Here is a 13,555-nt window from a genome sequence, read left to right as displayed (position 1 = left end):
AGAAATCGATTTAACCCCGTGAAAACTGGCCGTTCTGGCCTGACAATCTAACAGGAGAAAATAAACATGTCACGTATTGGTAATAAAGTTATCGTGTTGCCTGCTGGTGTTGAAATCACTAACAATGACAACGTTGTAACTGTAAAAGGACCTAAAGGAGAACTTACTCGTGAGTTCTCAAAAGATATTGAAATTCGTGTAGAAGGTACTGAAGTAACTCTTCACCGTCCAAACGATTCAAAAGAAATGAAAACAATCCATGGAACTACTCGTGCCCTTTTGAACAACATGGTAATTGGTGTATCAGAAGGATTCAAGAAAGAACTTGAAATGCGTGGGGTTGGTTACCGTGCACAACTTCAAGGTAAAAAACTTGTTTTGGCTGTTGGTAAATCTCATCCAGACGAAGTTGAAGCTCCAGAAGGAATTACTTTTGAACTTCCAAACCCAACAACAATCGTTGTTAGCGGAATTTCAAAAGAAGTAGTTGGTCAAACAGCTGCTTACGTACGTAGCCTTCGTTCACCAGAACCATATAAAGGTAAAGGTATCCGTTACGTTGGTGAATTCGTTCGCCGTAAAGAAGGTAAAACAGGTAAATAATGTTGAGTGGTTGATTTTCAACCACCAACCTATTTTCCAACTTAGTGCATAGCACACGATTTAAAACTAAAGAGGTGAAAACTGTGATTTCTAAACCAGATAAAAACAAACTCCGCCAAAAACGCCACCGTCGCGTTCGCGGAAAACTCTCTGGAACTGCTGATCGCCCACGTTTGAACGTATTCCGTTCTAATACAGGCATCTACGCTCAAGTGATTGATGACGTAGCGGGTGTAACGCTCGCAAGTGCTTCAACTCTTGACAAAGAAGTTTCAAAAGGAACTAAAACTGAACAAGCCGTTACTGTCGGTAAACTCGTTGCAGAACGTGCAAACGCTAAAGGTATTTCAGAAGTGGTGTTCGACCGCGGTGGATATCTATATCACGGACGTGTGAAAGCTTTGGCTGATGCAGCTCGTGAAAACGGATTGAAATTCTAATAGGAGGACACTAGAAAATGGCATTTAAAGACAATGCAGTTGAATTAGAAGAACGCGTAGTTGCTGTCAACCGTGTTACAAAAGTTGTTAAAGGTGGACGTCGTCTTCGTTTCGCAGCTCTTGTTGTTGTTGGTGACCACAACGGTCGCGTAGGATTTGGTACTGGTAAAGCTCAAGAAGTTCCAGAAGCAATCCGCAAAGCAGTAGAAGATGCTAAGAAAAACTTGATTGAAGTTCCTATGGTTGGGACAACAATCCCACACGAAGTTCTTTCAGAATTCGGTGGAGCTAAAGTATTGTTGAAACCTGCTGTAGAAGGTTCTGGAGTTGCCGCTGGTGGTGCAGTTCGTGCCGTTGTGGAATTGGCAGGTGTGGCAGATATTACATCTAAATCACTTGGTTCTAACACTCCAATCAACATTGTTCGCGCAACTGTTGAAGGTTTGAAACAATTGAAACGCGCTGAAGAAGTTGCTGCCCTTCGTGGTATTTCAGTTTCTGATTTGGCATAAGAAAGGGGATAAAATGGCTCAAATTAAAATTACTTTGACTAAGTCTCCAATCGGACGCATTCCATCACAACGTAAAACTGTTGTAGCACTTGGACTTGGCAAATTGAACAGCTCTGTTATCAAAGAAGACAACGCTGCTATCCGTGGTATGATCACTGCAGTATCTCACTTGGTAACAGTTGAAGAAGTAAACTAATGAATTTTTAGGGGATGTGGCAATACTCATCCCCTAAAACTAGGTATAGTCATCTAAGATGACGATGTATAGGCGAGTTGATAAGGGAGACAACCTTTTCTCTCTTATCGGCGCTAGCATTTTACAAAAGAGGAGAAAATAATAATGAAACTTCATGAATTGAAACCTGCAGAAGGTTCTCGTAAAGTACGTAACCGTGTTGGTCGTGGTACTTCATCAGGTAACGGTAAAACATCTGGTCGCGGTCAAAAAGGTCAAAAAGCTCGTAGCGGTGGCGGAGTTCGCCTTGGTTTTGAAGGTGGACAAACTCCATTGTTCCGTCGTCTTCCAAAACGTGGATTCACTAACATCAACGCTAAAGAATACGCAATTGTAAACCTTGACCAATTGAACGTCTTTGAAGACGGTGCAGAAGTAACTCCAGTTGTACTTATCGAAGCAGGAATTGTGAAAGCTGAAAAATCAGGAGTTAAAATTCTTGGTAACGGTGAGTTGACTAAGAAATTGACTGTGAAAGCAGCTAAATTCTCTAAATCAGCTGAGGAAGCTATCACTGCTAAAGGTGGTTCTGTAGAAGTCATCTAAGAGAGGTGACCCATGTTTTTTAAATTACTAAAAGAAGCGCTCAAGGTTAAACAAGTTCGATCAAAAATTCTCTTTACGATTTTTATCATTCTTGTTTTCCGTATTGGGACAAGTATCACTGTTCCAGGTGTGAATGCAAAAAGTTTGGAAGCTCTCAGTGGTTTATCTTTCTTGAACATGCTTAGTCTTGTTTCAGGGAATGCCATGAAGAACTTCTCCGTTTTCGCACTCGGTGTGAGTCCGTATATCACTGCTTCCATCGTTGTTCAATTGCTACAAATGGATATTTTACCGAAGTTTGTAGAATGGGGCAAACAAGGGGAAGTGGGACGGAGAAAACTAAACCAGGCTACTCGATATATTGCACTTGTACTTGCATTTGTTCAATCTATCGGGATCACAGCAGGGTTTAATACTCTATCTGGAGCAAAATTATTAACGACAGCTTTAACTCCACAAGTCTTTGTTACTATCGGTATTATCCTCACAGCAGGTAGTATGATTGTAACGTGGCTCGGGGAACAAATTACGGATAAAGGATACGGAAATGGTGTTTCTATGATCATCTTTGCAGGTATTGTTGCTTCAATTCCTGAGATGATTAAAGGCATCTATGTTGACTACTTCGTCAATATTCCAAGTAGCCGTTTGACTTCATCTATTATCTTTGTCGTTATTTTGATTATCGCTGTCTTGTTGATTGTTTACTTTACAACCTATGTTCAACAGGCAGAATATAAAATTCCAATCCAATATACAAAAGTTGCTCAAGGAGCCCCATCAAGCTCATACCTTCCATTGAAGGTAAACCCAGCGGGGGTTATCCCAGTTATCTTTGCAAGTTCCATCACAGCAGCACCTGCAGCCATTCTTCAATTTTTGAGTGCTACAGGTCATGATTGGGCTTGGGTACGTACAGCACAGGAAATGTTATCTACAACATCTCCAACAGGTGTTGCTATGTATGCCTTGTTGATCATTCTCTTTACGTTCTTCTATACATTTGTACAGATCAATCCAGAGAAAGCAGCAGAAAACTTGCAAAAGAGTGGAGCCTACATTCATGGTGTCCGTCCTGGTAAGGGAACTGAAGAATTCATGTCGAAACTTCTTCGTCGCCTTGCGACTGTCGGGTCGATCTTCCTAGGTGTGATTTCAATCTTGCCGATTGTGGCAAAAGATGTCTTTGGTCTTTCAGAAGCTGTTGCTTTTGGGGGAACTAGTCTTTTGATCATTATCTCAACTGGTATCGAAGGAATCAAACAGTTAGAAGGTTATCTATTGAAACGTAAGTATGTTGGTTTCATGGACAAAACAGAATAAAAGCAAAATTACTTTTGCTTAGAGAGTGGAGTATGAAGGTCTATCTATTAGAGAGATTTTCGTCTCCCCTCTTCTATTTTGTTTTTAAATAGGGGTTGAATGAGATTTCTGCTTCTATTTAAATACAAAATAAGGAGAACCTATCATGAATCTTTTGATTATGGGCTTACCTGGAGCAGGTAAGGGAACGCAAGCAGCTAAAATTGTGGAACAATTCCACGTGGCACACATTTCAACTGGAGATATGTTCCGTGCTGCTATGGCAAATCAAACTGAAATGGGTGTACTTGCAAAGTCATACATCGACAAAGGTGAGTTGGTTCCAGATGAAGTTACAAATGGAATCGTTAAAGAACGCCTTTCACAGGACGACATCAAGGAAACAGGTTTCTTGTTGGATGGTTACCCACGTACGATTGAACAAGCTCATGCCTTGGACAAAACATTGGCGGAACTCGGTATCGAACTAGAAGGTGTGATCAATATCGAAGTGAACCCAGATTGTCTCTTGGAACGTTTGAGTGGCCGTATCATCCACCGCGAAACAGGTGAAACCTTCCACAAAGTTTTCAACCCACCAGTTGACTACAAAGAAGAAGATTACTACCAACGTGAAGATGATAAACCTGAGACAGTGAAGCGTCGTTTGGATGTGAATATCGTCCAAGGTGAACCAATCATTGCTCACTACCGTGCCAAAGGATTAGTCCACGATATCGAAGGAAATCAAGATATCAATGATGTGTTCAAAGACATCGAAAAAGTATTGACAAATTTGAAATAAAGCGTTTTTCACACTTGCAAAAAATCGCTACAAATGTTATACTGAGATAGTCTGACTTATAATTGTTGTCTCTGTTTTCAGAGGCATCGAATCGAAATTTATGGAGGTGCTTTTGCGTGGCAAAAGACGATGTGATTGAAGTTGAAGGCAAAGTAGTCGATACAATGCCTAACGCAATGTTTACGGTTGAACTTGAAAATGGACATCAGATTTTAGCAACAGTTTCTGGTAAAATTCGTAAAAACTATATTCGTATTTTAGCGGGAGATCGTGTTACTGTCGAGATGAGTCCATATGACTTGACACGTGGACGTATCACTTACCGCTTTAAATAATCGAAAAACTTGGAGGGATAAGAAATGAAAGTAAGACCATCGGTCAAACCAATTTGCGAATACTGTAAAGTAATTCGTCGTAATGGTCGTGTTATGGTAATTTGCCCAGCAAATCCAAAACACAAACAACGTCAAGGATAAGATAGAAAGGAGAAAACATGGCTCGTATTGCTGGAGTTGACATTCCAAATGACAAACGCGTAGTAATCTCATTGACTTACGTTTATGGTATCGGACTTGCAACATCTAAGAAAATTTTGGCTGCTGCTGGAATCTCAGAAGATGTTCGTGTACGTGACCTTACATCAGATCAAGAAGATGCTATCCGTCGTGAAGTGGATGCAATCAAAGTTGAAGGTGACCTTCGTCGTGAAGTAAACTTGAACATCAAACGTTTGATGGAAATCGGTTCTTACCGTGGTATTCGTCACCGTCGTGGACTTCCTGTCCGTGGACAAAACACTAAAAACAACGCTCGCACTCGTAAAGGTAAAGCTGTTGCGATTGCTGGTAAGAAAAAATAATATAGGAGGTAAAAGTCTTGGCTAAACCAACACGTAAACGTCGTGTGAAAAAGAATATCGAATCTGGTATTGCTCATATTCACGCTACATTTAATAACACTATTGTTATGATTACTGATGTGCATGGTAATGCAATTGCTTGGTCATCAGCTGGTGCTCTTGGTTTCAAAGGTTCTCGTAAATCTACACCATTCGCTGCTCAAATGGCTTCTGAAGCTGCTGCTAAATCTGCACAAGAACACGGTCTTAAATCAGTTGAAGTTACTGTAAAAGGTCCAGGTTCTGGTCGTGAGTCAGCTATTCGTGCGCTTGCTGCCGCTGGTCTTGAAGTAACAGCAATTCGTGATGTGACTCCAGTGCCACACAATGGTGCTCGTCCTCCAAAACGTCGCCGTGTATAATCATCGCATTACACTGCTTTTCGTTTAAGAGGGAGTAACTAAATGATTGAGTTTGAAAAACCAAATATAACAAAAATTGATGAAAATAAAGATTATGGCAAGTTTGTAATCGAACCACTTGAACGTGGCTACGGTACAACTCTTGGTAACTCTCTTCGTCGTGTACTACTAGCTTCTCTACCAGGAGCAGCAGTGACATCTATCAACATTGAAGGTGTCTTGCATGAGTTCGACACAGTTCCAGGTGTTCGTGAAGACGTGATGCAAATCATTCTGAACATTAAAGGGATTGCAGTGAAATCATACGTTGAAGACGAAAAAATCATTGAACTGGACGTTGAAGGTCCTGCTGAAATTACAGCTGGAGACATTTTGACTGACAGTGATGTTGAGATTGTAAATCCAGATCATTATCTCTTTACAATCGGTGAAGGTTCTTCTCTAAAAGCGACAATGACTGTTAACAGTGGTCGTGGATATGTACCTGCTGATGAAAACAAAAAAGATAATGCACCAGTTGGAACACTTGCTGTAGATTCTATTTATACACCAGTTACAAAAGTCAACTATCAAGTTGAACCTGCTCGTGTAGGTAGCAATGATGGATTTGACAAATTAACCCTTGAAATCTTGACTAATGGAACAATTATTCCAGAAGATGCTTTAGGGCTTTCAGCACGTATCTTGACAGAACATCTTGATTTGTTTACAAATCTTACTGAGATTGCGAAGTCAACTGAAGTGATGAAAGAAGCTGATACTGAATCTGACGATCGTATTTTGGATCGTACGATTGAGGAACTGGACTTGTCTGTGCGTTCATACAACTGTTTGAAACGTGCCGGTATCAACACTGTGCATGATTTGACAGAAAAATCTGAAGCAGAGATGATGAAAGTACGAAATCTTGGACGCAAGAGTTTGGAAGAAGTGAAACTCAAACTCATTGATTTGGGTCTTGGATTAAAAGATAAATAAAGGAGGAATACATGGCTTACCGTAAACTAGGACGCACTAGCTCACAACGTAAAGCAATGCTTCGCGATTTGACAACTGACCTTTTGATCAACGAATCAATCGTGACAACTGAAGCTCGTGCTAAAGAAATCCGTAAAACTGTTGAAAAAATGATTACTCTAGGTAAACGTGGTGATTTGCATGCACGTCGTCAAGCAGCTGCTTTCGTACGTAATGAAATCGCATCTGAAAACTATGATGAAGCAACTGATAAGTACACTTCTACTACAGCACTTCAAAAATTGTTCTCAGAAATCGCACCTCGTTATGCTGAACGTAACGGTGGATACACTCGTATCCTTAAAACTGAACCACGTCGTGGTGATGCTGCGCCAATGGCGATCATCGAATTAGTATAAAATCATCAATTTTGTTGAGTGTTATGATGATGGAGTCTTGTGCTCTTAGTCTAGCTCTGGTCTACCGCTGGGACTTCGGTCCTAGCGGGAACACTCATCATCATTTGATAGGGTAGACGCTTGTTTACGAAATTGTTTTTTTCTTAAGAACAACTTCGTAAGCAGGCGTTTTTTAGTATTTTCTATGGAAATATGCTATACTAGGAAAAAAGAAAATCAAAAACGTTCAGGTTTTCTAAAAATCGTAGAATGGGAGTCTAAAGATGAAGGCTATTATTACAGTGGTTGGCAAGGACAAGGCTGGGATTGTTGCAGGCGTGTCTACTAAGATTGCAGAGTTGGGTTTGAATATTGACGATATTTCTCAGACGGTGTTGGATGAATACTTTACTATGATGGCGGTCGTTTCTAGTGACGAAAAACAGGATTTCACTTATCTGCGAAATGAGTTTGAAACTTTTGGTCAGACCTTGAATGTTAAAATCAATATTCAAAGTGCAGCGATTTTTGACGCTATGTATAATATCTAGGAGGTGGCTATGGATATTAGACAAGTTACAGAAACCATTGCCATGATCGAGGAGCAGAACTTCGATATCAGAACCATCACCATGGGGATTTCCCTTTTGGACTGTATTGATCCAGATATCAATCGTGCTGCTGAAAAGATTTACCAAAAAATCACCACTAAAGCTGCAAATCTAGTAGCTGTAGGAGATGAAATTGCTGCGGAACTAGGGATTCCTATTGTTAATAAACGGGTATCGGTGACTCCGATTTCTTTAATTGGTGCTGCGACTGATGCGACAGACTATCTTGTTTTGGCAAAGGCTCTTGATAGGGCGGCTAAGAAGATCGGTGTTGACTTTATCGGTGGATTCTCAGCTTTGGTACAAAAAGGCTACCAAAAAGGAGATGAAATCCTCATCAATTCTATCCCCCGTGCTCTAGCTGAGACAGACAAGGTCTGTTCGTCTGTCAATATTGGCTCAACCAAGTCAGGTATCAACATGACTGCGGTTGCAGATATGGGACGTATCATCAAGGAGACAGCGAACCTATCAGATATGGGTGCGGCCAAGTTGGTCGTATTTGCTAATGCTGTTGAGGACAATCCTTTTATGGCAGGGGCCTTTCATGGTGTTGGCGAAGCAGATGTTATCATCAATGTCGGGGTTTCGGGTCCTGGTGTGGTCAAGCGTGCCTTGGAAAAGGTTCGTGGACAGAGCTTTGATGTAGTAGCCGAGACGGTCAAGAAAACGGCCTTCAAGATTACTCGTATCGGTCAATTAGTTGGGCAAATGGCGAGTGAACGCCTTGGTGTTGACTTTGGAATTGTCGACCTAAGCTTGGCACCTACTCCTGCAGTTGGTGATTCTGTGGCTCGTGTCCTTGAGGAAATGGGCCTAGAAACAGTTGGTACGCATGGGACAACGGCTGCTCTCGCTCTTTTGAATGACCAAGTTAAGAAGGGCGGAGTGATGGCTTGTAACCAAGTAGGTGGCTTGTCAGGTGCTTTTATCCCCGTTTCTGAAGATGAGGGGATGATTGCTGCGGTGCAAGATGGCTCTCTGAATTTAGAGAAACTAGAAGCCATGACAGCTATCTGTTCTGTCGGACTGGATATGATTGCTATTCCAGAAGATACGCCTGCTGAAACCATTGCGGCTATGATTGCGGATGAAGCGGCAATCGGTGTTGTTAACATGAAAACAACGGCTGTCCGTATTATTCCAAAGGGCAAAGAAGGCGATATGATTGAGTTTGGTGGTTTGCTAGGGACAGCTCCAGTTATGAAGGTCAACGGGGCTTCGTCTGTTGATTTCATCTCTCGCGGTGGCCAAATTCCTGCGCCAATCCATAGTTTTAAAAATTAATAAAAAAGAGAGAGGATTTAAGTTGAGTTTAAGGATGGCTGTGTATACTATAATCATTAAATAAAGACCTCCTAACTTTATTTAATAGAAATCCTAAACTTTTTCATAATAATCTCCTAGGGAAGCTACCATGAGGGTAGCTTTTCTTTTGGATAATTTACAAATGTTGGCTTTGCTTTTGAAAGCCGAATATTTCTTTGATCCATGATATAATAGAAGAAAATGGAGGATAGAAAATGTCTAAAGTAAGATTGTATTTGGTCCGTCATGGGAAAACGATGTTTAACACCATTGGACGTGCTCAAGGATGGAGTGATACACCTCTGACTGCAGAAGGTGAGTTGGGAATCCATGAACTGGGAATTGGCTTGAGAGAGTCTGGCTTGCAGTTTGACCGCGCTTATTCCAGCGATTCAGGGCGTACTATTCAAACCATGGGAATTATCCTAGAAGAACTTGGCCTGCAGGGGAAAATCCCTTACCGCATGGACAAGCGAATCCGTGAGTGGTGCTTTGGTAGTTTTGATGGGGCCTATGATGGGGACCTCTTTATGGGATTGATTCCGAGAATTTTCAATGTAGACCATGTTCATCAGTTGTCCTATGCAGAACTAGCAGAAGGTTTGGTAGAGGTTGATACAGCAGGCTGGGCTGAAGGTTGGGAAAAACTCAGTGGTCGAATCAAGGAAGGCTTTGAAGCGATTGCCAAAGAAATGGAAGAACAAGGTGGAGGCAATGCTCTTGTTGTCAGTCACGGAATGACCATTGGAACCATTGTTTATTTGATTAATGGTATGCATCCGCATGGTCTGGATAATGGTAGCGTGACGATTCTTGAATATGAGGACGGTCAGTTTAGCGTAGAAGTTGTTGGTGACCGTAGCTATCGAGAGCTCGGACGTGAGAAGATGGAAGAAATAAAATATTGATAGAAGTTAGCTCCGATTAGGAGCTAATTTTTTTTCCTGTTAAATAAGGTGGATTTGCGACTCAGTATTTCTTGTTATCCAAGTCTAAAAGAACATTTCTCGTCTTTCAAATTCCCTCAAAAATGGTATAATAGTAACATCACAAAATTGGAGAGAGACCATGAGTTTTTACAATCATAAAGAAATTGAGCCTAAGTGGCAGGGCTACTGGGCAGAACATCATACATTTAAGACAGGAACAGATGCATCAAAACCGAAGTTTTATGCTCTGGATATGTTCCCATATCCATCTGGAGCGGGTCTTCACGTAGGACACCCAGAAGGCTACACAGCGACTGATATCCTTAGCCGTTACAAACGTGCGCAAGGATACAACGTCCTTCACCCAATGGGATGGGATGCCTTTGGTTTGCCAGCAGAGCAATACGCTATGGATACGGGGAATGACCCAGCAGAATTTACAGCGGAAAACATTGCCAACTTCAAACGTCAAATCAATGCGCTTGGCTTCTCTTATGACTGGGATCGTGAAGTCAACACAACAGATCCAAACTATTACAAGTGGACTCAATGGATTTTCACTAAGCTTTACGAAAAAGGCTTGGCCTATGAAGCGGAAGTACCAGTAAACTGGGTGGAAGAATTGGGAACGGCCATTGCCAACGAAGAAGTCCTTCCGGATGGAACTTCTGAGCGTGGTGGCTATCCTGTTGTCCGCAAACCAATGCGCCAATGGATGCTTAAAATCACGGCCTATGCAGAGCGCTTGCTTAATGACTTGGATGAGTTGGATTGGCCAGAATCTATCAAGGATATGCAAATCAACTGGATTGGCAAATCAACTGGTGCCAATGTCACCTTTAAAGTAAAAGGAACAGACAAGGAATTCACCGTCTTTACCACTCGTCCTGATACTCTTTTCGGTGCGACTTTCACTGTTTTGGCACCTGAGCATGAACTAGTAGATGCCATCACAAGCCCAGAACAAGCTGATGCAGTTGCGGACTACAAACACCAAGCTAGTCTCAAGTCTGACTTGGCTCGTACCGATCTTGCCAAGGAAAAAACAGGGGTTTGGACGGGCGCTTATGCCATCAACCCTGTCAATGGCAAAGAAATCCCAATCTGGATTGCCGACTATGTTCTTGCTAGCTATGGTACAGGTGCGGTAATGGCTGTTCCTGCCCACGACCAACGTGACTGGGAATTTGCCAAACAATTTGACCTTCCAATCGTAGAAGTGCTTGAAGGTGGAAATGTAGCAGAAGCTGCCTACACAGAAGATGGTCTTCATGTCAATTCAGACTTCCTTGATGGACTGAACAAAGAAGACGCTATTGCTAAGATTGTGGCTTGGTTGGAAGAGAAAGGTTGTGGACAAGAGAAGGTTACCTACCGTCTCCGCGACTGGCTCTTTAGCCGTCAACGTTACTGGGGTGAGCCAATCCCAATCATTCATTGGGAAGATGGGACTTCAACAGCTATTCCTGAAAGTGAACTCCCACTTGTCTTGCCAGTCACCAAGGATATCCGTCCTTCAGGTACTGGTGAAAGCCCATTGGCTAACTTGACTGACTGGTTGGAAGTGACGCGTGAAGATGGCGTTAAAGGTCGTCGTGAAACCAACACCATGCCACAATGGGCTGGTTCAAGCTGGTACTACCTCCGCTATATTGATCCACACAATACTGAGAAATTGGCTGATGAGGACCTCCTCAAACAATGGTTGCCAGTAGACATCTATGTGGGTGGTGCAGAGCACGCTGTGCTTCACTTGCTTTACGCTCGTTTCTGGCATAAATTCCTCTATGATATCGGTGTTGTTCCAACTAAAGAACCATTCCAAAAACTCTTTAACCAAGGAATGATTTTGGGAACAAGCTACCGTGACCACCGTGGAGCTCTTGTGGCGACTGATAAGGTTGAAAAACGTGACGGTTCTTTCTTCCATGTGGAAACAGGAGAAGAGTTGGAGCAAGCACCAGCCAAGATGTCTAAATCCCTCAAGAACGTTGTTAACCCAGACGATGTGGTGGAACAATATGGTGCCGATACTCTTCGTGTCTATGAAATGTTCATGGGACCACTTGATGCTTCTATCGCTTGGTCAGAAGAAGGCCTGGAAGGAAGCCGTAAATTCCTTGACCGTGTATACCGTTTGATCACAAGTAAAGAAATCGCTGCGGAAAACAATGGCGCTCTCGACAAGGTTTACAATGAAACAGTCAAAGCTGTCACTGAGCAAATCGAGTCCATGAAATTTAACACAGCTATTGCCCAACTCATGGTCTTTGTCAATGCTGCCAACAAGGAAGACAAACTTTATGTAGACTACGCCAAAGGCTTTATCCAATTGATTGCCCCATTTGCACCTCATTTGGCAGAAGAACTTTGGCAAACAGTTACAGCAACAGGTGAGTCCATCTCTTACGTGGCTTGGCCAACTTGGGACGAAAGCAAATTGGTTGAAGACGAAATCGAAATCGTCGTTCAAATCAAAGGAAAAGTCCGTGCCAAACTCATGGTCGCTAAAGACCTGTCACGCGAAGAATTGCAAGAAATTGCTCTAGCGGATGAAAAAGTCAAAGCAGAGATTGACAGTAAGGAAATCGTGAAGGTGATTAGTGTACCAAATAAATTGGTTAATATCGTTGTGAAATAAGATAGGAATCCTTCAGAGTAGAATCTGGAGGATTTTTAAATTGGATTATGCTATAATAGTCCCAACTAAGATAAAAACACAGTTCTGGTTGGTAGTCCAGACGTAGGCAAGCCTATCAGTAACCTTCCTCCTTGGTTGTCCATTCTTAGGGATAGATTTAAGGAGGTGCTGTCGTGGAAATCGTTTCAATTGGCTTGACAGTTTATTTTGAAGATGGATTTTGGCATGGATTGTTTGAACAAGAGTATGAGGGAACTTATCAAGTTTGTCGAGTGACATTTGGTCAGGAACCAAAAGAGGATGAAATTTTGAAACTTTTACAGACTCAGTTTGTTCGGTTATCTTTTAGTCCAGAGGCAACAGTCAAACAGCATGTGAAGATTAAGAATCCGAAGCGTTTGCAGCGAGCTGTAAAGAAACAGGTGAAGCAGAAAGTTTCTTCTAAGTCACAAGAGCTCTTGCAGTTGCAGCACGAGGAACAAAAAAAGCATTCAAAACAACAGTCTAGTCTCCAAAAGCAATTGCTCAAGCAAGAGAAATTTGAACGCAAACAGCAAAAACGTAGAGAGAAGCACAAGGGTCACTAGTGACTCTCTCTTTCATAAAATAGAACAGCTCTTCTTGGATAACAAGAGCTGTTTTTGCTTGTATTGAAGATTTCTTTCCTAATAGATAGACTTATCGTTAATGGCAGTTTCAAATTCAGGACCATACTTGCTTGCTGCAAATTCAATCCTGCCCCATTCAGCATTTTCATTTTACTAGAAGGGAGTGTGTGCCATGATTTCTGATTCATTTTTTATTGTTTGGTTTAGCGAGAACAATACTATTGACTCTTGGATTTTTCTGCCGGATGCTATAAAATGCCTCTTTTATAGCGCAGGTTTAAAAATATAATGTATGGTTGTAAGTGATTTTAAACTTCCTCTAGTGATTCGATAGGAGAAAAACGAGCCTGCTCTACTTTAATTTAACCCCCATTATTTTACCACTTGGCCTTTCATTTTA

At 41.8% G+C, this 13,555-nt stretch carries 18 protein-coding genes; all 18 read left to right on the top strand.

Translation table 11 applies throughout. The features are described from left to right. Positions 1 to 66 precede the first annotated feature (66 nt). Positions 67 to 603 carry a 50S ribosomal protein L6 gene (gene rplF / locus DG474_RS08650; RefSeq protein ID WP_000086623.1) on the top strand — a complete coding sequence of 179 codons (537 nt, stop codon included), beginning with the start codon at positions 67 to 69 and terminating at the stop codon, positions 601 to 603. 83 nt (positions 604 to 686) lie between these two features. Continuing rightward, positions 687 to 1,043 (top strand): 50S ribosomal protein L18, encoded by a 357-nt coding sequence (gene rplR, locus DG474_RS08645; protein WP_004244055.1) that lies wholly within the window; start codon positions 687 to 689, stop codon positions 1,041 to 1,043. 17 nt (positions 1,044 to 1,060) lie between these two features. Then, the gene (gene rpsE / locus DG474_RS08640) at positions 1,061 to 1,555 is read left to right on the top strand and encodes a 30S ribosomal protein S5 (RefSeq protein WP_000874204.1); all 495 of its coding nucleotides are present in this window, start codon (positions 1,061 to 1,063) and stop codon (positions 1,553 to 1,555) included. 13 nt (positions 1,556 to 1,568) lie between these two features. Further along, complete coding sequence (gene rpmD, locus DG474_RS08635; RefSeq protein WP_000057241.1) at positions 1,569 to 1,751, top strand: 50S ribosomal protein L30; 183 nt, start codon at positions 1,569 to 1,571, stop codon at positions 1,749 to 1,751. Positions 1,752 to 1,895: 144 nt separating this feature from the next. Then, on the top strand, positions 1,896 to 2,336 hold the full coding sequence (gene rplO, locus DG474_RS08630) for a 50S ribosomal protein L15 (RefSeq protein ID WP_000766089.1): 441 nt from the start codon (positions 1,896 to 1,898) through the stop codon (positions 2,334 to 2,336). 12 nt (positions 2,337 to 2,348) lie between these two features. Further along, positions 2,349 to 3,659 carry a preprotein translocase subunit SecY gene (gene secY, locus DG474_RS08625; RefSeq protein WP_000465387.1) on the top strand — a complete coding sequence of 437 codons (1,311 nt, stop codon included), beginning with the start codon at positions 2,349 to 2,351 and terminating at the stop codon, positions 3,657 to 3,659. Between the two features lie 145 nt (positions 3,660 to 3,804). Further along, on the top strand, positions 3,805 to 4,443 hold the full coding sequence (locus tag DG474_RS08620) for an adenylate kinase (RefSeq protein ID WP_084881548.1): 639 nt from the start codon (positions 3,805 to 3,807) through the stop codon (positions 4,441 to 4,443). Between the two features lie 116 nt (positions 4,444 to 4,559). Further along, the gene (gene infA / locus DG474_RS08615; RefSeq protein WP_001029883.1) at positions 4,560 to 4,778 is read left to right on the top strand and encodes a translation initiation factor IF-1; all 219 of its coding nucleotides are present in this window, start codon (positions 4,560 to 4,562) and stop codon (positions 4,776 to 4,778) included. A gap of 24 nt (positions 4,779 to 4,802) precedes the next feature. Continuing rightward, positions 4,803 to 4,919, top strand: a complete 117-nt coding sequence (gene rpmJ, locus DG474_RS08610) for a 50S ribosomal protein L36 (protein WP_001808836.1) — start codon at positions 4,803 to 4,805, stop codon at positions 4,917 to 4,919. A gap of 17 nt (positions 4,920 to 4,936) precedes the next feature. Then, positions 4,937 to 5,302 carry a 30S ribosomal protein S13 gene (gene rpsM, locus DG474_RS08605; protein ID WP_000090781.1) on the top strand — a complete coding sequence of 122 codons (366 nt, stop codon included), beginning with the start codon at positions 4,937 to 4,939 and terminating at the stop codon, positions 5,300 to 5,302. A 17-nt stretch (positions 5,303 to 5,319) separates the two neighbouring features. Beyond that, on the top strand, positions 5,320 to 5,703 hold the full coding sequence (gene rpsK / locus DG474_RS08600; RefSeq protein WP_001118385.1) for a 30S ribosomal protein S11: 384 nt from the start codon (positions 5,320 to 5,322) through the stop codon (positions 5,701 to 5,703). Between the two features lie 42 nt (positions 5,704 to 5,745). Continuing rightward, positions 5,746 to 6,681: a DNA-directed RNA polymerase subunit alpha gene (locus tag DG474_RS08595; RefSeq protein WP_007520800.1), complete on the top strand. Its 936-nt coding sequence runs from the start codon at positions 5,746 to 5,748 to the stop codon at positions 6,679 to 6,681. Between the two features lie 11 nt (positions 6,682 to 6,692). Next, the gene (rplQ, locus tag DG474_RS08590) at positions 6,693 to 7,079 is read left to right on the top strand and encodes a 50S ribosomal protein L17 (protein ID WP_000331493.1); all 387 of its coding nucleotides are present in this window, start codon (positions 6,693 to 6,695) and stop codon (positions 7,077 to 7,079) included. A 263-nt stretch (positions 7,080 to 7,342) separates the two neighbouring features. Then, positions 7,343 to 7,609 (top strand): ACT domain-containing protein, encoded by a 267-nt coding sequence (locus DG474_RS08585; RefSeq protein WP_000644111.1) that lies wholly within the window; start codon positions 7,343 to 7,345, stop codon positions 7,607 to 7,609. 9 nt (positions 7,610 to 7,618) lie between these two features. Then, positions 7,619 to 8,956, top strand: a complete 1,338-nt coding sequence (locus tag DG474_RS08580) for a PFL family protein (RefSeq protein ID WP_084881547.1) — start codon at positions 7,619 to 7,621, stop codon at positions 8,954 to 8,956. Positions 8,957 to 9,192: 236 nt separating this feature from the next. Then, complete coding sequence (locus DG474_RS08575; protein ID WP_255778103.1) at positions 9,193 to 9,885, top strand: histidine phosphatase family protein; 693 nt, start codon at positions 9,193 to 9,195, stop codon at positions 9,883 to 9,885. Positions 9,886 to 10,045: 160 nt separating this feature from the next. Further along, positions 10,046 to 12,547, top strand: a complete 2,502-nt coding sequence (gene leuS, locus DG474_RS08570; RefSeq protein WP_255778100.1) for a leucine--tRNA ligase — start codon at positions 10,046 to 10,048, stop codon at positions 12,545 to 12,547. Positions 12,548 to 12,720: 173 nt separating this feature from the next. After that, the gene (locus DG474_RS08565; RefSeq protein ID WP_000407104.1) at positions 12,721 to 13,134 is read left to right on the top strand and encodes a YjdF family protein; all 414 of its coding nucleotides are present in this window, start codon (positions 12,721 to 12,723) and stop codon (positions 13,132 to 13,134) included. Positions 13,135 to 13,555: the final 421 nt, after the last annotated feature.

The sequence above is a fragment of the Streptococcus oralis genome, from assembly GCF_024399415.1.
GTDB classification, from domain to species: domain Bacteria; phylum Bacillota; class Bacilli; order Lactobacillales; family Streptococcaceae; genus Streptococcus; species Streptococcus oralis_CS.
Note: the sequence above shows the minus strand (reverse complement) of the source record. Positions and strands in the feature narration are given on the sequence as shown.